19 protein-coding genes are annotated in these 26,259 nt (G+C 67.4%); 11 read left to right on the top strand and 8 right to left on the bottom strand.

The features are described 5' to 3' along the window. Nucleotides 1-45: 45 nt before the first annotated feature. The 4 genes from BLM15_RS22720 to BLM15_RS22705 form a co-directional block, all read right to left on the bottom strand. On the bottom strand, nt 46-1,548 hold the full coding sequence (locus BLM15_RS22720; protein WP_126114890.1) for a tripartite tricarboxylate transporter permease: 1,503 nt from the start codon (nt 1,546-1,548) through the stop codon (nt 46-48). Between the two features lie 7 nt (nt 1,549-1,555). Continuing rightward, nucleotides 1,556-2,047, bottom strand: coding sequence for a tripartite tricarboxylate transporter TctB family protein (locus BLM15_RS22715; protein WP_126114889.1), 492 nt, complete (start codon nt 2,045-2,047; stop codon nt 1,556-1,558). 100 nt (nt 2,048-2,147) lie between these two features. Then, nucleotides 2,148-3,140 carry a tripartite tricarboxylate transporter substrate binding protein gene (locus BLM15_RS22710; RefSeq protein ID WP_126114888.1) on the bottom strand — a complete coding sequence of 331 codons (993 nt, stop codon included), beginning with the start codon at nt 3,138-3,140 and terminating at the stop codon, nt 2,148-2,150. Between the two features lie 148 nt (nt 3,141-3,288). Then, nucleotides 3,289-4,707 (bottom strand): trypsin-like peptidase domain-containing protein, encoded by a 1,419-nt coding sequence (locus tag BLM15_RS22705; RefSeq protein WP_126114887.1) that lies wholly within the window; start codon nt 4,705-4,707, stop codon nt 3,289-3,291. Between the two features lie 174 nt (nt 4,708-4,881). On the opposite strand from BLM15_RS22705, the gene BLM15_RS22700 reads away from it, so the two are divergent. Then, nucleotides 4,882-10,134, top strand: a complete 5,253-nt coding sequence (locus tag BLM15_RS22700) for an alpha-2-macroglobulin family protein (RefSeq protein WP_126114886.1) — start codon at nt 4,882-4,884, stop codon at nt 10,132-10,134. 232 nt (nt 10,135-10,366) lie between these two features. Further along, nucleotides 10,367-12,400 carry a penicillin-binding protein 1C gene (gene pbpC, locus BLM15_RS22695; protein ID WP_236846382.1) on the top strand — a complete coding sequence of 678 codons (2,034 nt, stop codon included), beginning with the start codon at nt 10,367-10,369 and terminating at the stop codon, nt 12,398-12,400. A 3-nt stretch (nt 12,401-12,403) separates the two neighbouring features. On the opposite strand, the gene BLM15_RS22690 is transcribed toward pbpC, so the two are convergent. From BLM15_RS22690 to BLM15_RS22680, 3 genes are all read right to left on the bottom strand, one after another. Further along, on the bottom strand, nt 12,404-13,393 hold the full coding sequence (locus BLM15_RS22690; protein WP_126114884.1) for a tripartite tricarboxylate transporter substrate-binding protein: 990 nt from the start codon (nt 13,391-13,393) through the stop codon (nt 12,404-12,406). A 146-nt stretch (nt 13,394-13,539) separates the two neighbouring features. Further along, a complete protein-coding gene (locus BLM15_RS22685) occupies nt 13,540-16,614 on the bottom strand; it encodes an efflux RND transporter permease subunit (protein ID WP_126114883.1) in 3,075 nt (1,024 codons plus the stop codon). Further along, nucleotides 16,611-17,720: an efflux RND transporter periplasmic adaptor subunit gene (locus BLM15_RS22680; protein ID WP_164547612.1), complete on the bottom strand. Its 1,110-nt coding sequence runs from the start codon at nt 17,718-17,720 to the stop codon at nt 16,611-16,613. Before BLM15_RS22680 ends, BLM15_RS22685 begins: the two co-directional genes overlap by 4 nt. Before the next feature lie 136 nt (nt 17,721-17,856). Between BLM15_RS22680 and BLM15_RS22675 the strand changes: the two genes are divergently transcribed. The 5 genes from BLM15_RS22675 (at nt 17,857) to phnE (BLM15_RS22655) (ending at nt 22,301) form a co-directional block, all read left to right on the top strand. Continuing rightward, the gene (locus BLM15_RS22675; protein WP_164547611.1) at nt 17,857-18,471 is read left to right on the top strand and encodes a TetR/AcrR family transcriptional regulator; all 615 of its coding nucleotides are present in this window, start codon (nt 17,857-17,859) and stop codon (nt 18,469-18,471) included. Between the two features lie 147 nt (nt 18,472-18,618). Further along, nucleotides 18,619-19,437 (top strand): phosphonate ABC transporter ATP-binding protein, encoded by an 819-nt coding sequence (gene phnC / locus BLM15_RS22670; protein WP_126114880.1) that lies wholly within the window; start codon nt 18,619-18,621, stop codon nt 19,435-19,437. Nucleotides 19,438-19,512: 75 nt separating this feature from the next. Further along, the gene (gene phnD / locus BLM15_RS22665; RefSeq protein ID WP_126114879.1) at nt 19,513-20,430 is read left to right on the top strand and encodes a phosphonate ABC transporter substrate-binding protein; all 918 of its coding nucleotides are present in this window, start codon (nt 19,513-19,515) and stop codon (nt 20,428-20,430) included. A 138-nt stretch (nt 20,431-20,568) separates the two neighbouring features. Further along, nucleotides 20,569-21,450 carry a phosphonate ABC transporter, permease protein PhnE gene (gene phnE / locus BLM15_RS22660; protein ID WP_126114878.1) on the top strand — a complete coding sequence of 294 codons (882 nt, stop codon included), beginning with the start codon at nt 20,569-20,571 and terminating at the stop codon, nt 21,448-21,450. After that, nucleotides 21,447-22,301: a phosphonate ABC transporter, permease protein PhnE gene (phnE, locus tag BLM15_RS22655; protein WP_126114877.1), complete on the top strand. Its 855-nt coding sequence runs from the start codon at nt 21,447-21,449 to the stop codon at nt 22,299-22,301. The genes phnE (BLM15_RS22660) and phnE (BLM15_RS22655) overlap by 4 nt, the downstream gene beginning before the upstream one ends. Before the next feature lie 9 nt (nt 22,302-22,310). On the opposite strand, the gene phnF is transcribed toward phnE (BLM15_RS22655), so the two are convergent. After that, nucleotides 22,311-23,060, bottom strand: a complete 750-nt coding sequence (gene phnF / locus BLM15_RS22650) for a phosphonate metabolism transcriptional regulator PhnF (protein ID WP_126114876.1) — start codon at nt 23,058-23,060, stop codon at nt 22,311-22,313. Nucleotides 23,061-23,148: 88 nt separating this feature from the next. On the opposite strand from phnF, the gene phnG reads away from it, so the two are divergent. Genes phnG through BLM15_RS22630 form a run of 4 tightly spaced genes read left to right on the top strand, consistent with a single transcriptional unit; the run spans nt 23,149 to nt 26,258 of the window. Further along, nucleotides 23,149-23,589 (top strand): phosphonate C-P lyase system protein PhnG, encoded by a 441-nt coding sequence (gene phnG / locus BLM15_RS22645; RefSeq protein ID WP_126114875.1) that lies wholly within the window; start codon nt 23,149-23,151, stop codon nt 23,587-23,589. Further along, nucleotides 23,589-24,194, top strand: coding sequence for a phosphonate C-P lyase system protein PhnH (phnH, locus tag BLM15_RS22640; RefSeq protein ID WP_126114874.1), 606 nt, complete (start codon nt 23,589-23,591; stop codon nt 24,192-24,194). Before phnG ends, phnH begins: the two co-directional genes overlap by 1 nt. A gap of 22 nt (nt 24,195-24,216) precedes the next feature. Continuing rightward, entirely contained in the window at nt 24,217-25,335 is a 1,119-nt protein-coding gene (locus BLM15_RS22635) for a carbon-phosphorus lyase complex subunit (protein WP_126114873.1), read from the top strand. Then, complete coding sequence (locus tag BLM15_RS22630) at nt 25,332-26,258, top strand: alpha-D-ribose 1-methylphosphonate 5-phosphate C-P-lyase PhnJ (protein WP_126114872.1); 927 nt, start codon at nt 25,332-25,334, stop codon at nt 26,256-26,258. Before BLM15_RS22635 ends, BLM15_RS22630 begins: the two co-directional genes overlap by 4 nt. Nucleotide 26,259 lies beyond the last annotated feature (1 nt).

The following is a 26,259-nucleotide window of genomic DNA, read 5'->3' as shown; positions in this document are numbered from 1 at the left end:
CGCCCGTGTCTAGCACTGATTCGGCGCGAGAGCGGGCAGCAGCCTTCAGGCGGTCGCCGGCCGCTGCGCCATCAGCTTGCGCGTTGCCCAGACGAAGACCGGCCAGAGCAGCGCGCCGAAGGTCATTGCCGCCAGCACCGAGGAGACCGGCCGGCTGAAGAAGGGCAGGATCGAGCCGTCCGACTTGATCAGCGAGGTCACGAAGCTCTGCTCCACCATTGTGCCCATGACGATGCCGAGCACCATCGCCGCGACCGGATAGCCGTTCTTCTCCATCACGAAGCCGATCAGGCCGAAAATGGCGACGCAGTAGACCGCGAACAGGTTGTTGCCTGCCGTGGCGAAGGCGCCGACCGCGCAGAAGATCATGATCACCGGCATCACCGCCGAGCGCGGCGCGCCGACCACCTTGCTCGCCAGCCGGATCATGATGATGCCGAGCGGGATCATGATGATGTTGCCGATGATGAAGATGATGTAGAGCGCGTACATGCTCGACGCCTGCGATGTGAACAGCGTCGGGCCGGGGTTTAGCCCCTTCATGTAGAGCACGCCGATCGCGATCGCGGTGATCGTGTCGCCGGGGATGCCGAAGAGCAGCGCCGGCACCCAGCCCGAGGCGAGCGAGGCGTTGTTGGAGGCGCCGGCCTCGATCAGCCCCTCGGGATGGCCAGTGCCAAACTTCTCCGGCGTCTTCGAGAAGCGTTTGGCCATGGCGTAGCTGACCCAGGCCGCCATGTCAGCGCCGGCGCCTGGCAGCACGCCGATGATGATGCCGATCAGGTTCCCGCGCGCCTGCTGCTTAGGGTATTTCTTGGTCAGCTCCCATTGGCCCTTCAGGATCGAGCCGAGCCGGCGGTTCTCCAGCTTCGGCGGATCGCGCTCGGTCAGCGCGCGCATCACCTCGGCCAGCGCGAAGACCCCGACCAGCGCCGGAATCACCTCGATGCCGCCAAGGAGGTCGGTCGAGCCGAGGGTGAAGCGCGGCACGCCACCGGGATTGTCGATGCCGATGCAGGTGATCAAGAGGCCGAGCAGCATCGCCGCAATCGCCTTGATCGGCGAGGAGCGCGCCACCAGCGTCGAGCACATCAGCCCGAGCATGGCGAGCCAGAAGTTCTCATAGGTTGAGAAGGACAGCGCCATCTCGGCCAGCAGCGGCGCGATCAGCATCAGCGAGAGCGTGCCGGCGATGCCGCCGAGCGCCGAGAACCACAGGCAGATGCCGAGCGCGGTCTCCGCCTCGCCCTTGCGCGTCATCGCATAGGCTTCGTCGGTATAGGCGGCCGAAGCCGGCGTGCCGGGGATGCGCAGCAGGCAGCCGGGAATGTCGCCGGAGAAGATCGCCATCGCCGAAGCCGTGATGATGGTGGCGACTGCGGCGATCGGCGAGAGGTAGAAGGTGACGGGCACGAGCAGCGCCGTCGCCATCGTCGCCGAGAGGCCAGGCAGCGAGCCGACCAGAAGCCCGTAGACGGCGGAAGCGAAGATCGCGATCAGCACATCCGGGGCGAAGACGAGGCCGAAGGCCTGGATGACGGTGTTCATCGCGGCCTCACCAGGGGAAGGGCAGCAGGCCGCCGGGCAAGGGCACGCGCAGCAGCTTGAGGAAGATCAGGTTGATGACGAAGGGCGCGATCAGCGCGAGCGGCACGGCGAGCTTGAGTCTGGCGCCGAAGGCGAGGCTCGCGGTCAGCACCATGATCGCCGCCGTCGGCAGGAAGCCGAGCCGCTCGGAGACGAGCGCATAGAACAGCAGCAGCGCCGGCGGCAGCAGCGCCAGCCAGTTGCGCCAGGCCGGCAGCGGCTCGAGCAGCTCCGGCGCGCTATGACTCGCGACATCAGCCTCGGCGACCTCCTCGAAATGGCGGCCGACACCGAGCACGATCATCACGCCACAGAGCACCAGCCCGGCGCCGACCACCATCGGGAAGGCCGAGGGGCCGACCTGCTGGCCGGGCACGGGCGGCAGTTTCGAACCATAGAAGAAGGCGGCAGCGCCGAGCGTCGCGATGACGCCGCCGGTCACGCGGTCTGACAACAACATGCTGCGAATTCTCGTCGAACTGTGATTGCGCCGCGCCGGCGCCGACTGGAGCGGAGGAACGGGCGGGCGTCGTTCGCCCGTCCGCCCTGCTTGTGAGCGATCAGGCCTTGGCCAGGCCGGCAGCCTTCATCGCCGACGCCATCGAGATGTCGCTGTCGGCCATGAACTTGGCGAAGCCCGGACCGTCGGCGAACTTCATGCCGAAGCCGCGCGAGTTCATGAAGTCCTGGTACTCCTTGGAGTCGAAGGCCTTCTTCAGCGACGCCGTCAGCTTGGCCTGGATGTCGGCAGGCACGGCCTTGGGCGCGCCGATGCCGCGCCAGGCGCCGACCGAGTAGTTGATCCCCAGCGACTCGTTCAGCGTCGGCACGTCCTTGAACTGCGGATTGCGCGCGCTCGCCATGATCGCCAGCGCCTTCGCCTTGCCGGCGTCGATCATCGCCCGTGCTTCCGGCACCGAACAGGTGACGATGTCGATGCCGCCGGCCGCCAGATCCTGCATGCCGGGCGCGGCGCCGTTCGACGGCACCCAGGCGACATGGTCGGGTTTCAGCCCCATCGCGACCAGCCAGCCGACCAGCGCGAGGTGCCAGATGCCGCCCTGGCCGGTGCCGGACGCCTTGAGCTTACCATGCGGCGCAGCCTTGATCGCCGCCGCCAGCTCCTTGATGTCCTTGTAGGGGCTGGAGGCCGAGACCTGCACGCCCGGCGGATCCTCGTTCATCAGGCCGAGCGCGGCATAGTCGCTCGATTTCAGCTCGGTCAGGCCCTGATGGCGCATCATCGCGATCTCGACCGTCAGCATGCCGATCGTGTAGCCGTCCGGCGCTCCGGACGCGATCGCCTGGTGTCCGACGACGCCCGAGCCGCCGGTGCGGTTCACCACGTTGAAGGGCTGGCCGAGATCCTTCTCCAGCAACTGCGCGACGATGCGCGCCGTCGCATCCGTACCGCCGCCCGCACCCCACGGGCAAATCAAGGTCACCGGCCGGCTCGGATACTGTGCCTGGCCGATCGCCGGGCCTGTGATCAGCCCTGCCGCGCTTGCTGCCGCCGCGCCTTTGAGGACCGAACGCCTGCTGATTCTGCTCATTTTATCTCCCTCCCGTTCAATCGATTTAAAATTTGAAAGCTTCTTCGCCTCACGGCGCGGCTTCCTTGGTATTCTCGCTATCAGAGCCGATTGCCGCTGGCGAGGCAACCATCTTTGTATGCTGTATGCACGCCCTGCCCGGCGAGCGTCAAAGCCCGCAGGAGACGGGCACGACGCTCTTGCCGGAGGCCTCCGCGATCGCTCCGGTGCTCAGCTCGCCGCCAGCCGCCGCGGCAGCAGGCTTGGCATCGGCCTTCTCCAGCATTGCCCTGAGCTGCGCGACGCCGGCGATCGTATGATTGCGCTGCGGCGCGACGCCGGCAATCAGCCCTTTGTCCGAGGGGTTGGCGGTGACCAGTCCCGCCAGACGGCCCTGTCGGTCGAAGACCGGGCTGCCAGCCCCACCAGGCTGCAACGGCGCGAGTACCACATCGCTCATCACTTCTCCCGGCAGCGCGACCGCTGTGCGCGCGGCGGCGGTTCCGTCATAGGCGAGCACGACCACGGCCTCCTTCGCCGTCGGCGCAGCCTCCCGCAACCCGGGCACGACCCCGGAAGCCAATCCGGGCACGTCGAGCAGCGCGAGCCCGCTCGCCTGATCCTGCAACCGCAACTTTGCTGGCCGCGAGCCGACCTTGAGCCCCTTGCAGGGATCGACCGCTGCGCGCGCCGTCAGCACGAGCTCCTTGCCGACGAGGAGGCCGACGCCGAAGCGCTCGGTCACCGGCTGGGCTGGTGCAGTGGCAACTGGAGGAGCACCCGGCACTGCAGGCGTCGGAGCGAGAACTGGCGCCGGACCGCTCGGGAACGGCTCGAAACTGTCGGCGATCGCGGTCACCACCTTGTCGAAGGTTGCGGAGACCGCCTTGTCGTAGCCGATCGAGAAGCCGCGCAGGCCCGTTGGCCCCAATGCCTGCCGCCGGAAGAATTTCCCGGTCGGCGTCTCGCCGGCGACGACGAAGAAGCTCGGCTGCAGCAGCTTGTAGGTGACCTTGCGCTGGATGTTCGGATTGACCGCGATCGCCCGGTCGAAGATCGCCTGGAGCGGCTCGGTCGCAGGGCCTGCGCTGACATCGAGCGTGACCTTGCCATCTGCGCTCTGCCAGCGGCTGCCGCCGGCCGCCGTCGCCTCGCGCTTCGGCAGGAGCTTTTGCGGAATGCCGATACGCACGCCGGTCGGCTGGTCGGTGATCACGGCGAAGCCCGCCGCATCGCGCGCCGTCCTGGCGAGACGCGCAAGCTCCTGCCGTTCCGCCGGGGTCAGTTGCCCGTCAGGCTGGCCGCGTCCGGCCTTGAAGCCGTTCACGGCGCGGAAGGTCAGCGATCCGAAATTGCCGGTGGCGGCACTGTTGAGATGTCCGGTCCAGATCAGGTCTGACTGGATCGCCTTGCGCTCGACCTCCGGCAGCGCGGCATAGGCCTGCGTCGCCGCGGCCAAGCGCGGATCGGCCGGCTGCTGCGCCTGCGCGGCATTGAGGCAGGCAAGGATGGCGGCGATGCCGATCAGCGCGGGAACCTTGAACACAACCATCTCCTCGTTCCAGACCGCGCCGCGATGCGGCGCCATTCAGCGTCAGCCTTGCCGCAGAGGCAAGAGGCGAGAAGAGCTCTCCCGGCCGCAAGCCGAGTTGCGCCCGACGCGCCCGGTGCTAGCTTCGCGCAGCGCAATGCGATGACCCGTCATCGCGTCGACGCCTGCCGCGGCAACTATCGAGCCGCCCGCCTTTTCGGAGACCGAGCCATGCGCCATCTCGTCCGTCTCGCCCTCCTGCTCGGCCTGACTGTCGCCGCCGGACCCGCTTTCGCCCAGAAGGCCTATGTCCGGCCCGATCTCGCCAGCGACGGCCAGCGCCTGGAAGAGCGGCTGAAGCGCGAGGTCTCGGTCGGCCAGCGCCCCTTCGCCACCTTGCTGCGAGACGGCAGTGCCGCCCTCAATCGCGGCGACGCCCGCGCTGCCCTGCCGCTCGCCAATGCTGCAGCGGTGGCCGATCCCGCCAACCCCGGCGGCTGGCGCCTGATGGCACAGGCGGCGAGCGGCATCGAGCCGCGCGATTATCGCGAGCGCTACGAACTCCGCGAGCGCGCGATCAGCGCCGCCTATCTCGCCTATCAGCGCTCGACCTCGCGCCCCGACGAGGCCTCTTCGCTCGGCGTGCTCGCCCGCGTCTTCGAGAAGCATGAGCTCTGGCGCCCGGCGCTGACCACCTATCGCCTCAGCCTCGATCTTGCCGACAACGCCTCGCTGCGTACGGATTACGAGGCGCTGCGGGCCCAGCGCGGCTTCCGCCTCATCTCCAACAAGGTCGATTCCGACGCGGCGAGCCCACGCGCCTGCTTCGAATTCTCCGAGCCGCTCTCGCGCGGCCGCGTCGACTTCGCGCCCTATGTCGCCATCACCGGCAAGGGCGATTTCGCCGTCAGCGGCGAGGAGCGCCAGCTCTGCGTCGACGGTCTGCGCCATGGCGAGCGCTACGGCTTCGTCATCCGCCAGGGTGTGCCCTCGGCCATCCCCGACGAAAAGCTGCTGAAATCGGCCGATTACGAGGTCTATGTCCGCGACCGCGCCCCCTCCGTGCGCTTCACCGGCAAGAACTACGTGCTGCCGCGCACCGGCCAGCAGGGCGTGCCGGTCGTCTCGGTCAATGCCGACAGCCTCGATCTCGAAGTGATGCGCATCGGCGACCGCAACCTGATCGGCTCGGTCCATTCCGACGACTTCCTCAGCCAGCTCGGCAGCTACAATGCGGGCCAGATCGCCTCCGACAAGGGTTCGAGCGTCTGGAAAGGCACGATGGCGGTGAAGTCCGAGCTCAACAAGGACGTCACCACCGCCTTCCCGGTGCTGGAGGCGGTCGGCCGGCTCCAGCCCGGCGTCTATGTGATGTTCGCCAAGCCGACCGGCACCAGCCGGACCGCGAGCTCATCGGACGGCGACGGCGACTATGACGACGGCACCACCCGCGCGACGCAATGGTTCGTCGTCTCCGACCTCGGCCTAACCTCCTTTTCCGGGCCGGACGGCGTGCATGTGCTGGTGCGCTCGCTCGCCGATGCCTCGCCCGTCGCCAATGCGGAACTGCGCCTCATCGCCCGCAACAACGAGGTGCTGGCGACCGTCCGCTCCGACGCCAACGGCTATGCCCGCTTCGACGCCGCCCTCGGCAAGGGCCAGGGTGGCAATGCGCCCGGCCTCGTCACTGCCAGCGTCGCCGAGGATTACGGCTTCCTCGACCTGAAGCAGACCGCCTTCGACCTGTCGGATCGCGGCGTGAAGGGCCGCGTCGCCCCGGCCGGGCTCGACGCCTTCCTCTACACCGAGCGCGGGGTCTATCGCTCCGGCGAGACCGTCTACCTGACGACGCTGCTGCGCGATGCCAAGGGTGCCGCCGTCTCCGGCCTGCCGCTGACTCTCGTCGTCAGGCGGCCCGACGGCGTCGAGTACCGCCGCCGCCAGGTCGAGGACCAGGGCGCCGGCGGACGCGCCCATTCGATCCCGCTGATCTCCGGCGCACAGACCGGCACCTGGCGCGTCCAGGCCTATTCCGACCCGAAGGGCGCGTCGATCGGCGAGATCTCCTTCCTGGTCGAGGACTATGTCCCCGAGCGGCTTGAGCTGACGCTTTCGCCGAAGAAGCAGGTGCTGCAGGCCGGCGAGCCGGCCGAGATCGACGTCAACGCCCGCTATCTCTACGGCGCGCCCGGTTCCGATCTCGACGTCACCGGCTCGATGACCGTGCGCTCGGCGGCGCAGACCGCGATCCCCGGCTTCGCCGGCTACGAGGTCGGCCTGACCGACGAGGCCTTCGAGCCGCAGCAGGCCGAGTTCGAGGACGCCGCCAAGACCGGCGCCGACGGCAAGGTCACGATCGCCAACCCGGTTGCCCAGCCTGAGACCAACCGGCCGCTTGAAGTCGAATTGACCGTGCGCGTCGGCGAGCCGGGCGGGCGCGCCATCGCCCGCTCCGTCACCATGCCGATCGTGCCCAAGGGCGCCGCCATCGGCGTGCGCAAGGCCTTCAAGGAGGGTGAGCTCGGCAATGGCCAGACCGCGATTTTCGACGTGATCATGGCCCAGGGCGACGGCCGCCGCATCGCCCGCCAGGGCCTGAAATGGACGCTGTCCAAGGTCTCCCGCAACTATCAGTGGTTCTATCAGGACGGCCGCTGGAACTATGAGGGGGTCAAGACGACCCGCCGCGTCGCCGATGGCGATGTCGCCGTCGCCGTCGCCGAAAACACGCCGGCCCGCATCTCAGCCCCCGTACAATGGGGCAATTACCGGCTCGACGTCAGCGCCGACGGCGCCGAGGCGACCGAGACCAGCGTCTCCTTCAATGTCGGCTACGAGACCGACAAGACTGCCGACCAGCCGGATGTGCTCGACGTCGCCCTCGACAAGCCGTCCTACGGCAATGGCGAGAGCATGCAGGTGCGCCTGACCCCGCGCTTCGCCGGCAAGGCGACGCTCGCGGTGATGAGCGACCGGGTCGCCGAGATCCGCACCGTCGACGTGCCGGCCAATGGCACGACCGTGACCATCCCCGCCAAGTCGGACTGGGGCGCCAGCGCCTATCTCGTCGTGCTCGCCCATCGCCCGATGGACACGGCTGCGCAGCGCATGCCCGGCCGCGCCATCGGCCTCGCCTGGTTCAGCGTCGGCAAGGAGGAGCGCAACCTCGCCATCGATCTCGGCGCGCCCAATCTGGTGCGCCCGCTCTCGACGCTGTCGCTTCCGGTCAAGGTCACGGGTGCGAAAGCAGGCGAAGAAGCCTTCATCACCGTCGCCGCGGTCGATATCGGCATCCTCAACCTCACTCGCTTCGAGAGCCCCGATCCGACCAAGTACTTCTTCGGCCAGCGCCAGCTCGGCCATGAACTGCGCGATCTCTACGGCTATCTGATCGACGGCATGCAGGGCGTTCGCGGCGCGATCCGCTCCGGTGGCGACAGCGCCCCGCAGCTCAATGGCGAGGCGCCGACGCAGGAGCCGCTGGCGCGCTATTCCGGCGTGGTCAAGCTCGGGCCGGATGGCACCGCCAAGGTCGATTTCGAGTTGCCGGCCTTCAATGGCTCGGTCCGCGTCATGGCGGTGGCCTGGAGCGCCGGCCGCACCGGCCAGGCCAGCGCCGACGTCTTCGTGCGCGATCAGATCGTGGCGCAGGCGACGCTGCCGCGTTTCCTGGCGCTCGGCGACCAGTCGCGCTTCCACCTGCAGATCGACAATGTCGAGGGGCCGGCCGGCTCCTATCTCGTCGATCTCGACGTCAAGGGCCCGGTCGTCGTCGCTGCCGACGCGACCCGGCGCAGCATGACCATGGCCGCCGGCGCCAAGAGCTCGCTGACGATCCCCGTCACCGCCGCCGGGCTCGGCCGCGCCAGCTTCGACGTCAAGATCACCGGCCCGAACGGCATCGGCACGGTGCAGAACCTCGCCGTGCGCGTACAGCCCTCGACGCAAACGATCGCGCGCCGGATCGTCCGGCCGATTCCGGGAGGCGGCTCGCTCACCGTCTCCGCCGACCTGATGGCCGATCTCGTGCCGGATTCTGGCGCGGTCTCGGTCTCGGTTTCGCCGGTCGCAGCGCTCGACGTCGCGTCGGTGCTGAAGGCGCTCGACCGCTATCCCTATGGCTGCACCGAGCAGACGATCAGTCGCGCGCTGCCGCTGCTGGTCGTCAACCGGCTCGCCTCGATGGAGCAGCTGGCGCTCGACGGCAACGCCGATGAGCGCGTCACCGCCGCGATCGAACGGGTGCTCGCCCGCCAGGGCAACAATGGCTCCTTCGGCCTCTGGGGCGTCGGCGGCGAGGATCTCTGGCTCGACGCCTTCGTCACCGACTTCCTGACCCGCGCCCGCGAGCGCCAGTTTGCGGTGCCACAGACGGCGTTCAACATGGCGCTCGACCGCCTGCGCAACCAGGTCGTCAACACCAGCGAGATCAACAAGGAGGAAGCGGCTGGCATCGCCTATGCCCTCTACGTGCTCGCCCGCAACGGGCGGCCGGTGATGGGCGATCTGCGCTACCTCGCCGACAACAAGCTCGGCGATTTCGGCTCACCCCTCGCCCGCGCCCAGATCGGCGCCGCGCTCTCGCTGCTCGGCGACCGCACCCGCGGCCGCGCCGCCTTCAGCAGCGCGCTGGGAACGCTTCAGCAAACCAGCGATGACGGCCTGTCGCGCGCCGATTACGGCTCGCGGCTGCGCGACGGCGCCGGCATCCTCACTTTGATCGCCGAGAGCAATGGCGAGCGCGCCGACCTCTCCCGCGCCGCCGATGTCGTCCAGAACGCGCGCCAGAACGCGCGCTACACCTCGACGCAGGAGAACATGTGGATGGCGATGGCCGCCGCCGCCATGGCCAAGGACGCCGAGGGCATGGCGCTGACCGTCGACGGCGCCGAGCGTAAAGGCGCCTTCTACCGCACCATCCCGCAGGCGGCGCTGGAGGCAAAGCCCCTCGTCATCGGCAATCCCGGCACCGCCTCGGCCAATGCTGTGATCACGGTCTCCGGCATCCCATCGACGCCGGAGCCGGCGCTGAACCAGGGCTTTGGGCTGGAGCGCACGCTCTTCACCATGAAGGGCGAGCGGGTCGACCCGTCGCGTTTGCGCCAGAACGAGCGCTATGTCGTCGCGCTCAAGGTGACCGAGCCGGCGGCGCGCTATGGCCGGCTGCTGCTGGTCGACCCCGTCCCGGCCGGCCTGGAGATCGAGAACGCCAAGCTCACCGAGGGCGCCTCGGTCGAGGGCCTCAACTGGCTGAAGCAGGAGGTTTCGCCGGTGCATACCGAGGCGCGCGACGACCGCTTCGTCGCTGCCTTCGAGCGCAGCGGCGGCCGGAATGACCAGCTGAACTACACGGTCGCCTATATCGCCCGGGCCGTCTCGCCCGGCCGCTATGTCGCGCCGGCGGCGGTGATCGAGGACATGTACCGGCCGGATCGCTTCGGGCGGACGGGCTTCGGCACGATCGAGATCACCTCGGCAAGGTGACCTCGTGAAAGCGCGGCCGGACAAGCGGGACGCCTCTTCCTTCTCCCCTTGGGGGAGAAGGTGGCAGCGCGAAGTGCTGACGGATGAGGGAAGTGAGGCGCAAGCCAATAACGGCCTCACCCAGTCGAACGGCCCTCATCCGTCTGCTTCGCAGACACCTTCTCCCTCAAGGGGAGAAGGAAGGCGCGCCTGGCATCGCCGGCTCGCCTATGCCGGCATAGGTGCCGCCGCCTTGATCGCAGCGACTACCGCCTCCCTCTTCTGGTACGCCTCGACCCTTCCCCCGCTCGACTTCGCCGCCGCGCGCGACCGTTCGACCGTGGTGCTCGACCGCGAGGGCAAGCTGTTGCGCCCCTTCGTCACCGCGGACGGGCGCTGGAAGCTGCCGGTCGGTGCTGATGACGTCGATCCGCGCTACCTCGCGATGCTCAAGGCCTTCGAGGACAAGCGCTTCGACGACCATGCCGGCATCGATCCGCTCGGCACTTTGCGGGCCGCGGGGCAGATGCTGGCGAGCGGCCGCATTGTCTCCGGCGGCTCGACGCTGACCATGCAGGTCGCCCGCCTGCTCGAACCGCGCCAGGAGCGCTCGCTCTCGGCCAAGCTCAGACAGGCGGTGCGCGCGATCGAGCTCGAACGGCGCTTCAGCAAGACCGAGATTCTCGACCTCTATCTCACCCTCGCCCCCTTCGGCGGCAATCTCGAAGGCGTGCGAGCCGCGAGCTTCGCCTATTTCGGCAAGGAGCCGAAGCGGCTCTCGACCGCCGAGGCGGCGCTGCTGGTCGCCCTGCCGCAATCGCCCGAGACGCGCCGGCCCGACCGTTTCCCGGAAATCGCACGCAAGGCTCGCGAGCGCGTGCTTGCCCGCGTCGAAGCCGCTGGGCTTGCAACACCGGACGAGGTCGCCGCCGCCCGCGACGAGCCGGTGCCGACGGCGCGCAAGCCCTTCCCCAGCCTCGCGCCGCACACAGCCGAGCAGGTCGTCGCCGAGGTTCCCGAACAACGCAGCCAGCGCCTGACCATCGATGCGCGCTGGCAGGCGAGCCTGGAGCAGCTCGCCCGCGAGCGCGCCATCGGCCAGGGGCCGCAACTCTCGATCGCGATCCTCGTCGCCGACAACGAGACCGGCGAGATCCGCGCCTCGGTCGGCGGCGTCGACTATTTCGACGCCGGGCGCGCCGGCTCGCTCGACCTGACGCAGGCGCTGCGCTCGCCCGGCTCGACGCTGAAGCCCTTCATCTACGCGCTTGCCTTCGACAACGGCCTCGCCCATCCCGAGACGATGCTGGAGGATCGGCCGACCCGTTACGGCCTCTATGTCCCCGAGAATTTCGACCTCGGCTTCCAGGGCATGGTCAGCGCCCGCAAGGCGCTGCAGCTCTCGCTCAATCTGCCGGCGGTGGAACTGCTTTCGGCCGTCGGTCCGCAGCGCTTCCTGTCGCGCTTGAAGGATGCCGGCGCGGCGATCGCCATGCCCAGGGACGGCGGCGCGCCAGGCCTCGCCATCGGCCTCGGCGGTCTCGGCATCACGCTCTCCGACCTGACCCGGCTCTATGTCGGGCTCGCCCGTGGCGGCGAGGTCGTGCCGCTGCATGTGAAGCCGGCGAGCGGCGCAGCCGAGCCGCCTTTGCGCCTCGTCGAGCCGGTCGCCGCCTGGTATGTCGCCGATACCTTGCTCGGCGCGCCGCCGCCGCTCAACGCCCCGCCCGGCCGGATCGCCTACAAGACCGGCACCTCCTACGGCTATCGCGACGCCTGGGCCGTCGGCTTCGACCGCAAGCATACGATCGGCGTCTGGGTCGGCCGCGCCGACAATGGTGCGGTGCCGGGCCTGGTCGGGCGGGTGGTCGCAGCACCGATCCTGTTCGACGCCTTCGCCCGCGTCGGCCTCGATCCCCGGCCGTTCGTGCAGCCGCCGGGCACGATCGCCGCTAGCAGCGCAACGCTGCCGCCGCCGCTCCGCCATCTGCGCCAGGACGTGCCGAAGACGGTCGCCGCGCTGGCAAACCCCAGCCTGAAACTCGCCTTCCCTCCTGAAGGAGCCAAGATCGACCTCGCCGCCTCGACGGTCGATGGCAGCCCTCAGCTCAACCTCAAGGTCTCCGGCGGCGTCGCGCCCTTCACCTGGCTGGTCGACGGCGCGCCGGTGATGGCGGCGGTGAAGCGCCGTGAGACCGCCTGGCAACCGCCCGGCAAGGGCTTCATGCGGATTTCGGTGATCGACGCCGCCGGTGCCAGCGAGAGCGTCTCGGTCAGGCTGCAGTAGCTCTCACTCGATCTTGACGCCGCTCGCCTTGATGATCGGTGCCCAGCGCTCGATCTCGGCTCCGACGAAGGCGCGCAAACCGGCCGGTTCCTGCAGCTCGGCCGAAGGGATTTCCGCTCCGAGCTCGTTGAGTTTCGCCTTCACCGTCACGTCGGCGAGCGCCGCCTTCAGCGCCTGGTTCAGCTTGGCGACCACCGCCGCCGGCGTGTCCTTCGGCGCGAACATCGCGTTCCAGACCTCGACCTTGAAATCGGGAACGCCACCTTCCGTGCTGGTCGGCACGTCCGGCAGCGCCGTGGCGCGAGCGGTCGATGCGACTGCAAGCGTCTTGATCGTGCCGGCGCGGTGCTGCGGCGCGACGTTCACCGCCTGGTCGCAGAGATAGTCGACCTGCCCGGCGACGAGGTCGTTCATCGCCGGGCCGGTACCGCGATAGGGCACGCCGTTCGGCTTGACCCCGACCACGGTATTGAACAGCAGGCAGGTGGTATGGCTGACCGAGCCGACACCGGCATGGGCGTTGCTCGCGGCTTTCTCATTGGCCTTCACCCAGGTGACGAACTCAGCGAGCGTACCGCTCGGGTGGGTCTTGCGTACGGTCAAGAAAATCGGGTTGGTGTTGACCAGCCCGACCGGGGCGAAATCCTCGACCGGGCGGTATTTCAGGTTCGGATTGAGCGAGACGGCTGCGGCATGCGTGCCGGTATGGCCGATCAGGATGACATGGCCGTCGGCAGGCGAGCCCATCAGGCGCTGCCCGGCGAGCGTACCGGCGGCGCCGACCGCGTTCTCGATGATCACCGGCTGGCCGAGCGTGCGGCTCATATGCTCGCCGACCAGGCGCCCGACGACATCGGTCGGCCCGCCCGCCGCGAACGGGATCAGCATGGTGACCGGCTTGCTCGGGAAGTTCTGCGCCTGCGCGATCGAAGCCGCGCTCGCCATGCAGGCGGCAGCCGCCGCCCTCAGCCAGAATCTGGTGCCAGTCCTCATGCCGTTCCTCCCGTTCGTGTCACGGGCGGCAGCCTGAGTTCTTGCTCATTGGGCGCCGCCGCCGGACGGTTAGCCTCGGGCGGCGGCGAAAGCGAATAGACGTTTCCGCTATAGGCTATCCGGATATCCTCTACCCGGACAGCCGATCATTCCGCCGGCTGCGGATGTGCCTCGGCCGAGGCATGGCGCGAGCCATGCTTGGTCCGTGCCATGTAGCTGTAGGCGACCGGCACGACATAGAGCGTGAGCAGCGTGCCGAAGGTCATGCCGCCGACAATCACCCAGCCGATCTGCGAGCGGCTCTCGGCGCCAGCCCCTTCCGCCAGCGCCAGCGGCACGGCGCCCAGCACCATCGCACCTGTCGTCATCAGGATCGGCCGCAGGCGCAGTTCCGCCGCATCGACGAGGGCGTCGATCATCTCATGCCCCTCCTCGCGCAGCTGGTTGGTGAATTCGAGGATCAGGATGCCGTGCTTGGTAATCAGGCCGACCAGGGTGATCAGGCCGATCTGGCTGTAGACGTTGAGCGTGCCGCCGGAGAAATAGAGGGCGGCGAGCGCACCCGTGAGCGAGAGCGGCACCGAGACCATGATCACGACGGGGTCGACGAAGCTCTCGAACTGCGCCGCCAGCACCAGATAGATGAAGCCGAGCGCCAGCAGGAAGACGAGCAGGATCGAGGATCCCGACTGCTTGAACTCGCGGCTCTGGCCGGAATAGTCGGTCTGGAACGAGGCCGGCAGCACCTTCGCGGCACCCTGCTCGAGCACAGCAAGCGCATCGCCAAGCGAATAGCCTGCCCCGGGCACGGCCGTAATCGTCGCCGAGCGCAGCTGGTTGAAGCGGATCAGCTCCTTGGGCGCGACGTTCTCCTCGATCTGGACGAGGCTGGAGAGCTGCACCGCCTGGCCGCCGCGGCCCATCAGATAGATCGACTGCAGCGCCTGCGGCGTGCTGCGCTCCGCGCCGGCGACCTGCAACATGACGTCGTATTGCTCGCCGTTCATGTTGAAGCGGGTGACCTGGCGCCCGCCGAGCAGGGTCTCCATGGTGCGGCCGATCACGTCGACACCGACGCCGAGATCGGAGGCGCGCTGCCGGTCGATCGAGACCTTGATCTGCGGCTTGTCGAGGATGAGGTTGGTCTCGATATTGGTCAGCGCCGGATTGCCCTGCACCTCGGCGATCAGCCGGTCGACGTTTTCCTTGATGGTGACGTAAGGGTCCGAAGACCGCAGCACGAACTCGACCGGCTTGCTGTTGGCGCCGCCCTGGCCGAGCGAGGGCGGATTGGTCGCGAACAGGCGGATGCCAGGGATCTGCGACAGCCCTTTGTTGATCTCGGCGACGAGGTCCTGCTGCTTGCGGTGGCGCTCTTCCCAGGGCTTCAGGCGTGCAAAGGCGATCGCCCGCGTCACATCCGGGAAGCCGACGATGACGAGATAGCTGTCGACCTCCTGGATCTTGCTGAAATAGTCCTCGACACGCCGGGCATAGTCGGCAGTGAAGGCCATGGTGGCGCCTTCCGGCGCCACGCCGATTGCGGTGATCGTGCCGCGATCCTCGACCGGTGCGAGCTCGGAGCGCAGATTGGTAAAGAAGAAATAGCTGCCGCCGGCGACCAGCAGCGCCAGCAGCACGACCACCGGCCTGACCGACAGCGCAAAGCGCAGCGAGCGGCGATAGCCACTGGACAGTGCCTCGAAGAAGCGCTCCAGGATGTTGTAGAGCCAGTTGTGCTTGTCGTGGTGCTTCAGCAGCTTGGCGCACATCATCGGCGTCAGCGTCAGCGCGACAAAACCCGAAACCAGCACCGCGCCGGCCAGCGTCAGCGCGAACTCGACGAAGAGCTTGCCCGTCCGTCCGGTCGAAAACGCCATCGGCGCATAGACCGCGACCAGCGTCAGCGTCATCGCGACCACCGCGAAGGCGATCTCGTTGATGCCCTTGATTGCCGCCTTGGTCGGCTCGACCCCGTCTTCTATATGGCGGTGGACGTTCTCGAGCACGACGATGGCATCGTCGACGACGAGGCCGATGGCGAGCACCATCGAGAGCAGCGTCAGCGTGTTCACGGTGAAGCCGAGCGCATACATCAGCGCGAAGGCGCCGATCAGCGAAACCGGAATCGTTACGAGCGGGATCAGCGTCGCGCGCAGCGAGCGCAGGAACAGGAAGATGATCAGCACGACGAGGACGACCGCCTCGCCGATCGTGGTGTAGACCGCCTTGATCGAGCGATCGATGAAGATCGAGGTATCGTAGGAGGTCGCGATCGACATGCCGTCGGGCAGATCCTCGCGGATGCCCGGCAGCGCTGCGACGACGCCCGAGGAGACGTCGAGCGGATTGGCCGTCGCCTGCTTGACGATGCCGATCGTCACCGAAGGCTGGCCGCCGAACCAGGCCGCGTTGCGCTCCTCGCGGGCACCGAGCTCGACCTTGGCGATGTCGCGCAGCTTGACCGGGAAGCCGTTGGCGTCCTTGACCGTGATCTCGCGGAACTGCTCGGGCGTGTTCAGGCTGGTCTGCGAGAGCACAGTGAATTCGCGGCTGTCGCTCTCGATCCGGCCAGAGGGAATCTCGACGTTCTGCGCTCGCAGCGCCGCCTCGATCTCCTGGACGGTGATGTTGTAGGCAGCGAGCCTCGCGCGATCGAGCCAGATCCGCATGGCGTATTGGCGTTGGCCGAGAATGCGGACCTCGGCGACGCCGGTGATGTTCTGGACACGGTCGGCGATGAAGCGGTCGGCGAAGTCAGTCAGCTCCAGCGGCGAATGCCGCGAGCTGGTCAGCGACAGATACATCACCGGCTGGGCATCGGCCTCGACCTTGGCGATGATCGGCTCGTCGATCTCGTCGGGCATGCGGCCGCGCACGCGGCTGACACGGTCGCGCACGTCGGAGGCTGCAACGTCGGGATCGACGTCCGGCCGGAAGCGCACCGAAATCTGGCTGCGCTCCTGCCGGCTGGTCGAGTTGATGATCTCGATGCCTTCGATGCCGGCGATCGAGTTCTCCAGGATCTGCGTGACCTGTGTCTCGATGATCTCGGCGCTGGCGCCGCGATAGACCGTCTGCACCGAGACGATCGGCTCGTCGATGTTCGGATATTCGCGCACCGTCAGGCGCGTATAGGAGACAAAGCCGATCAGGATGACGAGCAGGCTCAGGACGGTCGAGAGGACCGGCCGGCGGACGAAGAGCTCGAACAGGCTCATCGCTGCACGGCGCCCGGCAGCGAGCTGGTCTGGACCGCAGCTTTCTCCTTGATCAGGACGGTCGCGCCCTCGCGCAGGCGCATCTGCCCGGCGGTGACGATCTGCATGCCGGCTTTGAGCCCCTTGACCACCTCGACCTTGCCTGTCAGGCGCTTGCCGAGTTCGACCGGCACGCGCTTGGCCTTGCCGTTCTCGATGATGAAGACTGTCTTGCCGAGACCGTCCGGCACCACCGCGGTTTCCGGCACGACCAGCGCGTTTTCACGCTTGTCGACCATGATCGTCACGCGGGCGAACAGGCCGGGCTTCAGAACGAGATCGGCATTGGGCACGAGGGCGCGCAGCTTTACCGCCCGGCCATTGACATCGACGACCGGGTCGATCGCGAAGATCTTGCCGGCAAAGGGCCGATCGGGCACCGCATCGACCTTGAGCTGGATCGGCTGGCCGACCTTGAGCTGGGTCAGGTAGATCTCCGGCACGCGGAAATCGACTTTGATCGGATCGATACTGGTCAGCGTGATCAGCTGCTTGCCGATCGAGACATAGTCGCCGACGCCGACGGCGCGCAGGCCGACCACGCCGTTGAACGGCGCCTTGATCGTCGCCAGCGCGAGCTTTGCCTGGGCGAGCTGCAGGCGCGCCTCCTGCGAGGCGAGCTGCGCCGTCGCCTGCTCCAGCGCGACCTGGGTTCCGGCACCGCGCTGAACCAGCGAGCGGTTGCGGTCATAGGTGTCGCGCGCCAGGCTGATATCGGCTTGGGACTGCTTGAGCTCCGCGTCGAGGATGGCGGTGTCGAGCATGACCAGCGGCTGGTCCTTGCTGACCCGCTCACCCTCCTTGAAGCCGAGCGCGACGACGCGGCCGGCGATCTCGGGAGCGATCACGACGGATTCTTCGGCTGCGAGCGTCCCGAGGGCCTCGACCTCTTCGGCGACCGTGGCGAGCTCGATCGTCCCGACTTCCACCGGAATTGCGGGGTTCGGCGCATTGGCGACGCCTTGCGCCTGCGCCTGCTGGTTGGTCGGCTTATAGTGGTAGCGGTAGCCATAGTACCCACCGCCCGCCAGCCCGGCGACAAGGATAAGGAGGAGAAAACGCTTCATCAGGCTGGACGCTCCGGGACCGCGGACATATTCTAGACTGGACGGTCTAGTTTGATAAGCACCCTTTAAGGGCGGAAGCGTGACGGAATGATCAATGCACGGACGCACTAGCGCCCCCGCTGCAGAAGCAAAAGCGATGCCGGCCGAAAAATCACGGCCGGATAAACATGACGCGATCACCCGGGCCGCCTCGGAGACGTTCCTGGCCGAGGGCTTCGACCGCGCCAGCCTCGACCAGATCGCCCAGCGCGCCGGCGTCTCCAAACAGACCATCTACAGCCATTTCGCCGACAAGCAGGCGCTGTTCCTGGCAATCTGCACCGAACTCACTGAAAAGCTGACGATTCCGTTGCGCCGTCCACGCAGCGAAACCGGCGATCTGCGGGCCATCCTCCTGCGTCTCGGCGAGGACGCTCTGGCCATGATGCTGCACCCGGCCTCGCTCGATTTGCATCGCCTGATCGTCGGGGCGGCCGCGCGCTTTCCCGAGCTGGGACAGGCCGCCTACGATACCGGCGCAGGGCGCATGATCTCGGAGCTCTCGGCCTTGCTGGAGCAGCGGTCACGATCCGGTGATGGCATGTCGCGGGCACTCACGCGCGCGGAAGCGGACCGGCTCGCCGAGCAGTTCATCGGCATGCTGCGCGGCTTCCATCAGGTCCGCGGCCTGCTTGGTGTTGCGCCAGTGCCACCGGCCGAGATCCGCTCCTATGTCGGAGCCTGTGTCGACCTGCTCCTGCGCGCAGGCTGACGCTCCTGCCGGAACCCGGTCGCAGGTGACATAATAGTTGATGGTCGATGACGCTTTCCCGCCGGTGCCCGCTGGAAGGCGAATTTGTCACCGCGCTGTCATCTGGCGCCGATACCGCATCATCCCGCAATCGCGGGAGAGCTGTTGATGCTGCGTATCGAGGGTCTGACCAAGCGTTTCGGTGGCAAAGCCGCCGTCGACAACGTCACCCTGTCGATTCCGCGCGGCGAGATGGTCGGCATCATCGGTCGCTCGGGCGCCGGCAAGTCGACGCTGCTGCGTATGCTGAATCGCCTCGCCGATGCCAGCGATGGCCGCATCCTCAGCGAGGAGCGCGACGTCACAGCCCTGCGCGGCGCGGCGCTGCGAGCCTGGCGGCGCGACACGGCGATGATCTTCCAGCAGTTCAACCTGGTCGGCCGCCTCGATGTGCTGACCAACGTTCTGCTCGGCCGCCTGAATCATCGCTCGGCAGCGCTGACGCTGGTCAAGAGCTTCTCGCAAGACGACAAGGTCCGTGCCATCGCCGCGCTCGAACGCCTCGATATGGGGCACTTGCTGGCACAGCGCGCCGAGACCCTCTCCGGCGGTCAGCAGCAGCGCGTCGCCATCGCCCGCGCTTTGGTGCAGGAGCCGAAGATCATTCTCGCCGACGAGCCGATCGCCTCGCTCGATCCGCGCAATACCCAGGTCGTTATGGACGCGCTGTTCCGCATCAATCGCGAGGACGGCATCACCGTGATCTGCAATCTCCACCACCTCGACATCGCCGCGAAGTACTGCGACCGGCTGATCGGCATGGCTGCCGGCAAGGTCGTGTTCGACGGCCCCCCGCATGCGCTGACCAGCGAGCTCGCCGCCGAGCTCTACGGCATCGAGGCCAAGGATGCCGGCGCCGAGGCGCTCGACCAGCTTGACGCCATCGCCATCGAGGAAGCCCAGCGCGCCAAGCAGAACGTCGCCTGAAACAGCCGGCTGCGCGCCCAAGCCTGCACTGAAGCCTGACCTTTCATCGCCGATCTTTTAAAAAGGAGCACTCTCATGCTGACCCGTCGTCATACGTTTACGCTCGCCGCCGCCGGCCTTGCCGCAACGCTCGCCGCCCCGGCTTTCGCGCAGGACTGGAAGGCGAAATATCCCGAGCTGGTCTTCGCCATCATCCCGTCCGAGAACGCCTCGGGCGTCGTCGAGCGCTACACCCCCTTCGTCAACTATCTCGCGAAGGAACTCGGCACCAAGGTGACCCTGCGCATCGCGAACGACTACGCCGCGATCATCGAGGGCCAGCGCGCCGGCAACATCCATATCGGCATGTACGGCCCGGCCTCCTTCGCGCGCGCGCTGATGACCGGCGCCAAGATCGACGCCTTCGCGATCGAGACCAACATCGACGGCACCAAGGGCTACTATTCGGTCTTCTACGTGAAGAAGGATTCGCCCTATCAGAAGATCGAGGACCTCAAGGGCAAGAATCTCGGCCTCGTCGACCCGAACTCGACCTCGGGCAACAATGTGCCGCGCTTCGCGCTTGATGGCATGAAGATCGAGCCCGAGACCTTCTTCGGCAAGGTCGTCTACACCGGCAGCCACGAGAACGCGGTCATCGCACTCGGCCAGGGCACCGTCGACGTCGCCGCCAATTGGTGGAACGACGAGCAGGAATCGAACCTGCTGCGCATGGACCGCAAGAAGATGGTCAAGGCGGACGACTTCCGCATCATCTACAAGTCCGAGCAGATCGTGAACTCGCCGATGGCCTATCTCAGCGAGCTGCCGGAGCCGCTCAAGGCTTCGATCCGCGACGCCGTCCTCAACCTCGCCACCAAGGACAAGGCCGCCTTCGACAAGATCTATGAAGGCAAGCAGGGCCCGCTCGTCGCCGCCGACAACAAGTCCTACGACCCGATCATCGAGCTGAACAAGTTCGTCGACGCCCTCCGCAAGAAGAAGTCGTCGTAACTCTGACAGCCGTCATGCTCGGGCTTGACCCGAGCATCTCCTGATCGAGATTCTCGGGTCTGCGCTTCGCTCTGCCCGAGAATGACGCCCAGTCCAGGACCGGCAACAGCCGGTCCTGCGACATGATGGAAGCGCCCCATGACACTCGCGATCGACCGCAACGATCCTGCCATCGCCGCTCATGCCGATCTCTACCGGCGCGAAATGGCGGCGAAGCGGCTGCAGACCCTGCTGGGTGCGGCGATCTTCGTCGCCTGCGTCGTGCTCGCGGGCATCGGCGCCGAGGTCGACTTCGCGAAATTCGCCGCGAATGCCTGGCGTTTCCCGAAATACATCCTCGAGACCATGCCGATGCTGCGCTTCGCGACGCTCGGCACCGATCTCAAGGAGTGGTACTGGGGCCTCAACGGCTGGCTGAAACTGCTCTGGCAGACCTTGCTGATCGCCTATATCGGCACCGTGCTCGGCGTGGTCGGCGGCTTCCTGCTCTGCTTCACCGCCGCCAGCAATCTTGGCCGCCTACCCTGGCTGCGCTGGGGCACGCGCCGCTTCCTCGAATTCTGCCGCACCGTCCCCGAGATCGTCTTCGCGCTGATCTTCGTGATCGCCTTCGGCCTCGGCCCACTGCCCGGCGTGCTCGCCATCGCCATCCACACCATGGGCGCGATGGGCAAGCTCTTCTCGGAAGTTGTCGAGAACATCGACATGAAGCCGGTCGACGGCTTGACCGCGACCGGCGCCGGCTGGTGGCAGACCATCCGCTTCGCCGTGGTACCTCAGGTGCTGTCGAACTTCGCCAGCTACGCGCTGCTGCGCTTCGAGATCAATGTCCGCGGCGCCTCGATCATGGGCTTCGTCGGCGCCGGCGGCATCGGCCAGGACCTGATCGAGGCGATCCGCAAATTCTACTTCACCGATGTCAGCGCCATCCTGCTGCTGATCATCGTCACGGTGATGCTGATCGATTATGGCACCGAGCGCCTGCGCCATGCGCTGCTCAGCCTGGAGCATGGCAAATGACACTCGCCCTCTCCGCTGCCGACCGCGCCGCGCTGATCGCCCGCCACAAGGCCGCGATCGACGGCTCGCTGAAGACCAAGCTCACGACCATCGCGGTCGTCGGCGGCCTCGTCGGGCTCTTCCTCTATGGTCTGACGACGCTCGAGACCTCGCTCTGGAAGATCATCGCCGGCTTCTCCAACCTCGGCACCTTCGTCGTGCTGATGCTGCCGCCGGATCCCGGCTCGTTCGCCCGCGCCATCATCTTCGTCAAGGCGCTGTTCGAGACCATCGCCATCGCCTTCCTCGGGACAATTCTGGCTGCGATCCTCGCCTTCCCGCTCGGCTTCCTCGCCGCCAAGAATGTCGTCGCCAACCGCGTCGTGCATTTCCTGGCACGGCGCTCGATGGACACGGTGCGCGGCGTCGACGCGCTGATCTGGGCGCTGATCTGGGTCAACGTCGTGGGCCTTGGCCCCTTCGCCGGCATGCTCGCGATCATGACCAGCGATCTTGGCGCCTTCGGCAAGCTGTTCTCCGAGGCGATCGAATCCGCCGATCGCAAGCCCGTCGAGGGCGTCACCTCGGTCGGCGGCGGCAAGCTCCACGAGATCCGCTTCGGCCTGATCCCGCAGGTGCTGCCGGTGATCGCCAGCCAGGTGCTCTACTACATCGAGTCGAACACCCGTTCGTCGACCATCATCGGCATCGTCGGCGCCGGCGGCATCGGCCTCTATCTCGCCGAGACGATCCGCACGCTCGAATGGCAGCAGGTCTCCTTCCTGATCCTGCTGGTCCTGGCGGCGGTGACCGCGATCGACTTCCTCTCGAACAAGCTGCGCTTCGCCATCATCGGCAAGCGGGCGGTCTGAGCCCGGCAGTCAATCCCCGAAGGGCTCGACCACCATCTCCATCCGCTCGCCGGCGAAGACGCTGTTGACGATGTGGATCGGTGTCAGGTCGGGCAGTGCGTCGAGCGCATCCGAGGTCAGCACGGCCGCTCCGGGCTCGATCTTGAGCAGGGCCGCCTCGCGCTCGCTCGCCAGACGCGCCGCCAGTCGCGTCGAGCGCCGGACATAGTCGGCGATCCCGCAGGCCTTGAAGGCGGCGGTGATCGACGAGCCCGCCTCTGTCAGGATCTCGTCGAAGCGCGGGAAGCGCTCGACGCTGAGGTAGTGGATGCCGGTACCGACCGGCGTGCCGCCGGCCCGGCTCAAGGTCTCGATCGCCCAGAGCGGCGTCCCCGCAGGCAGGCCGAGCACGGCGCAGTGCTCCGCCTCGCTGGCCACGACCTCGGAGGCCAGCACGGCGCCGGAGACGGCAATACCCGCAGCGCCAAAATTGGTGCGCATGCTGACCCGGCGACCGAGCTTGTAGGGGAAGCGCGGCGCCGTCACTTGCGTGCCGCGTCCGCGCGAGACCGTCACCAGCCCGCGCTCGGCCAGGTGCCGGAAGGCCTGGCGTACCGTGTGCCGGTGCACGCCATAGCGCTCGGCCAGCGCGACCGAAGCCGGCAGCGTGTCGCCGGGCTCGTATTCGCCCTGCTCGATCGAGGCCGCGAGCGCGTCGGCGATCCGCCGCCAGGCCGTGCCGCCATCGCCGCCCTGATTGTCCGGCAAGCCCGGCGTCATCAAAGTTTCATCCAAAATGTATAGACCTTTTCCAGCAACAGGCTTATTATAGTCTAGACATTAGCGCTTGGCGAGAGGCCGACACGGCATGACGGAAATCGCGACACGCCAGCATTGGATGGCAGTGCTGGCCCGTGCCACGCAAGGCGAGATCGACGCCCTGCTGCAGCAGGCCGGGCCGCTGCCGACGCATGAGCTGCTCAAGGCACCTGAGACCGGCACGGTCATGGTCGAGGGCCGCGCCGGTGGCGCTGGCCGCCGCTTCAATCTCGGCGAGGCCACGGTGACGCGCTGCGTCATCCGTTTGGAAGGCGGTGCCATGGGCTTCTCCTATGCGCTGGGTCGTGACGGCCGCAAGGCGCGGCTCGCCGCTGTCACCGACGCGCTGCTCCAAGGTGAAATCGAGACAGGCCCGCTGCGGCGCGGCGTCTTTGCCCTGGCGCAGAAGCAGCAGGCCGCCCGTGAGCTCGCCTCGCGCAAGGCGGCTGCCACCAAGGTCGATTTCTTCACGCTGGTCAGGGGCGGCTGATGACTCCCAACGACACCCTCATCGGCGCCGGTTTCGCCGATCCCGTCTTCCAGTCGCAAGGCGCCTTCCGCGCTCTGCTGGCGGCGCTGTCCGAGCCGGGCCTTGCTTGCGACATCGGCGTTTCGGTCGAGACGCCCGCAGGGCTTGAGCTAGCGACTGCCGTCGCGCTGCTGACGCTCGCCGACTACGAGACGCCGATCTGGCTGCCGGCCGCCCTGCGCGACGGCGCGGCCGGCGCCTGGCTACGCTTCCATTGCGGCGCCGCCCTGGTCGATGATCCCGCCCGCGCCGCCTTCGCCGTGATCGACGGCGCCGCGGCCGAGCCGAAGCTCGCCGCCTTCAACGCCGGCGACGACCAGTTCCCCGACCGCTCGACCACGGTGCTCATCCAATGCGCCGGGCTCGCAAGTGGCGACACGGTCACGCTTGAAGGTCCCGGCATCGCCGGCCGGCGCACCATCGCCCCCGCTGGCCTGCGCCCGGGCTTCTGGGCCGAGGTCGCGGATAACGCGGTGCTCTACCCGCTCGGCGTCGATCTCCTGCTGGTCCATGGCACGCAGGCGCTCGGCCTGCCGCGCTCGACCCAAATCGCGGAAGCCCGCTGATGCCCCGCCGGGAGCTTTACTAATGTATGTCGCGGTCAAGGGCGGCGAAGCCGCCATCCTCGCAACCCATGATCTCGTCGCCGAAGCGCGTCGCGGCGACGAGAGCGTACCGGAGCTTGCCGTCGCGCAGATCCGCGAGCAGATGGGCCTCGCCTGCGGCCGCGTCATGAACGAAGGCTCGCTCTACGACCCTGATCTCGCCGCGCTGGCGCTGAAGCAGGCGCAAGGCGATGCGATCGAAGCCGCCTTCCTGATGCGCGCCTACCGCACCACCTTGCCGCGCTTCGGCTCCTCCGAGCCGCTCGACACGGCGACAATGGCGATCCGTCGCCGCGTCTCGGCGACCTACAAGGACCTGCCGGGCGGCCAGGTGCTCGGCCCGACCTATGACTACACCCACCGGCTCTTCGACTTCGCCCTGATGGACGAGGCGGCTCCGGCTGAGAGCCCGGCCCGCCCGGCCGCGCAGCCGCTCGACGCTTTCATGCCGCGCGTGCCCGACATCCTCGGCGCCGAGGGCCTGATGGAAGAGGAGGCGCCTCCCGCAGGCGATCCGCGCCCCTTCGATCTGACCCGCGAGCCCGTCACCTTCCCGGCCGACCGCGACGTCCGCCTGCAGGCGATGGCGCGCGGCGACGAAGGCTTCATGCTCGGCCTCGGCTATTCGGTACAGCGCGGCTTCGGCAACAGCCATCCTTTCGTCGGCGAGGTCCGCGTCGGCGAGGTCGCGGTCGAATATGTGCCGGAGGAGCTCGGTTTTGCCGTCGATCTCGGCGAGGTCACCCTGACCGAATGCCAGATGGTCAACCAGTTCGCCGGCTCCAAGGATGTTCCGCCGCAGTTCACCCGTGGCTACGGGCTCTCCTTTGGCCATAGCGAGCGCAAGGCGATGTCGATGTCGCTGGTCGACCGGGCACTGAAGGCGCGGGAGTTCGGCGAGGCGGCGAACTATCCGGCGCAGCAGGACGAATTCGTCCTGTATCACTCCGACAATGTCGAGGCGGCCGGCTTCGTCGAGCATCTCAAGCTGCCGCACTATGTCGATTTCCAGGGCGAACTCGAGCTGATCCGCCGCATCCGGCGGGAGCGCGAGCAGCGCCTTGCCGAGCAACAGGAAGCCCTGCCGGAGGCCGCGGAATGACCGTGCACCAGAGCATAAGCGACGAGACCAGGCCAGCTTACAACTACGCCTATCTCGACGAGCAGACCAAGCGGATGATCCGCCGTTCCCTGCTCAAGGCGGTCGCGATTCCCGGCTACCAGGTACCGTTCGGCTCGCGCGAGATGCCGCTCGCCCGCGGCTGGGGCACCGGCGGCATCCAGGTCACCGCCGCGATCATCGGCCCGGACGATACGCTGAAAGTCATCGACCAGGGCGCCGACGACACCACCAACGCCGTCTCGATCCGCCGCTTCTTCGAGCGCACCGCCGATGCGCGCACCACCGAGGCCACCGATGAGGCAACGATCATCCAGACCCGCCACCGCATTCCCGAGGCGCCGCTCAAGGCCGGCCAGATCATGGTCTACCAGGTGCCGCAGCCCGAGCCGCTCAGGAAGCTCGAGCCGCACGAGGCCGAGACGCGCAAGATGCACGCCTGGGCCGAATACGGGCTGATGCAGGTCAAGCTCTACGAGAACATCGCCCGCTTCGGCGAAGTGACGACGACCTATGACTACCCGGTCATGGTCAATGGCCGCTATGTCATGGCACCGTCGCCGATCCCGAAATTCGACAATCCAAAGATGCAGATGTCGCCGGCGCTGCAGCTCTTCGGCGCCGGCCGCGAGAAGCGCATCTATGCGGTGCCGCCGCACACCAGCGTGCGCAGCCTCGATTTCGACGATCATCCCTTCCGCATCCAGAGCTGGGAGCAGCCCTGCGCGCTCTGCGGCGCCGTTGATTCCTATCTCGACGAGGTTGTGATCGATGACCAGGGCGGGCGCATGTTCGTCTGCTCCGACAGCCATCATTGCGAGACGCGGCGGGCCGAGGGCCATCGCGGCGCCATGCTCGCCGACGCTTCGGCGCTGCATCTGGTCGAAGACGAGGCCAAGCCATGAA

The sequence above is a fragment of the Bosea sp. Tri-49 genome (genome assembly GCF_003952665.1).
Lineage (GTDB): Bacteria > Pseudomonadota > Alphaproteobacteria > Rhizobiales > Beijerinckiaceae > Allobosea.
This window is presented reverse-complemented; position numbering and strand designations above follow the sequence as displayed.

Bases quoted from the DNA above. Each gene is read 5' to 3' on its own strand.
- BLM15_RS22720 (WP_126114890.1), bottom strand. From the start codon at position 1,548: ATGAACACCGTCATCCAGGCCTTCGGCCTCGTCTTCGCCCCGGATGTG.
- BLM15_RS22705 (WP_126114887.1), bottom strand. From the start codon at position 4,707: ATGGCGCCGCATCGCGGCGCGGTCTGGAACGAGGAGATGGTTGTGTTC.
- BLM15_RS22715 (WP_126114889.1), bottom strand. From the start codon at position 2,047: ATGTTGTTGTCAGACCGCGTGACCGGCGGCGTCATCGCGACGCTCGGC.
- phnE (WP_126114878.1), top strand. From the start codon at position 20,569: ATGACACTCGCGATCGACCGCAACGATCCTGCCATCGCCGCTCATGCC.
- BLM15_RS22685 (WP_126114883.1), bottom strand. From the start codon at position 16,614: ATGAGCCTGTTCGAGCTCTTCGTCCGCCGGCCGGTCCTCTCGACCGTC.
- phnC (WP_126114880.1), top strand. From the start codon at position 18,619: ATGCTGCGTATCGAGGGTCTGACCAAGCGTTTCGGTGGCAAAGCCGCC.
- phnH (WP_126114874.1), top strand. From the start codon at position 23,589: ATGACTCCCAACGACACCCTCATCGGCGCCGGTTTCGCCGATCCCGTC.
- BLM15_RS22630 (WP_126114872.1), top strand. From the start codon at position 25,332: ATGACCGTGCACCAGAGCATAAGCGACGAGACCAGGCCAGCTTACAAC.
- BLM15_RS22675 (WP_164547611.1), top strand. From the start codon at position 17,857: ATGCCGGCCGAAAAATCACGGCCGGATAAACATGACGCGATCACCCGG.
- phnG (WP_126114875.1), top strand. From the start codon at position 23,149: ATGACGGAAATCGCGACACGCCAGCATTGGATGGCAGTGCTGGCCCGT.
- phnD (WP_126114879.1), top strand. From the start codon at position 19,513: ATGCTGACCCGTCGTCATACGTTTACGCTCGCCGCCGCCGGCCTTGCC.
- BLM15_RS22680 (WP_164547612.1), bottom strand. From the start codon at position 17,720: ATGAAGCGTTTTCTCCTCCTTATCCTTGTCGCCGGGCTGGCGGGCGGT.
- BLM15_RS22710 (WP_126114888.1), bottom strand. From the start codon at position 3,140: ATGAGCAGAATCAGCAGGCGTTCGGTCCTCAAAGGCGCGGCGGCAGCA.
- phnF (WP_126114876.1), bottom strand. From the start codon at position 23,060: ATGACGCCGGGCTTGCCGGACAATCAGGGCGGCGATGGCGGCACGGCC.
- BLM15_RS22690 (WP_126114884.1), bottom strand. From the start codon at position 13,393: ATGAGGACTGGCACCAGATTCTGGCTGAGGGCGGCGGCTGCCGCCTGC.
- BLM15_RS22700 (WP_126114886.1), top strand. From the start codon at position 4,882: ATGCGCCATCTCGTCCGTCTCGCCCTCCTGCTCGGCCTGACTGTCGCC.
- BLM15_RS22635 (WP_126114873.1), top strand. From the start codon at position 24,217: ATGTATGTCGCGGTCAAGGGCGGCGAAGCCGCCATCCTCGCAACCCAT.
- phnE (WP_126114877.1), top strand. From the start codon at position 21,447: ATGACACTCGCCCTCTCCGCTGCCGACCGCGCCGCGCTGATCGCCCGC.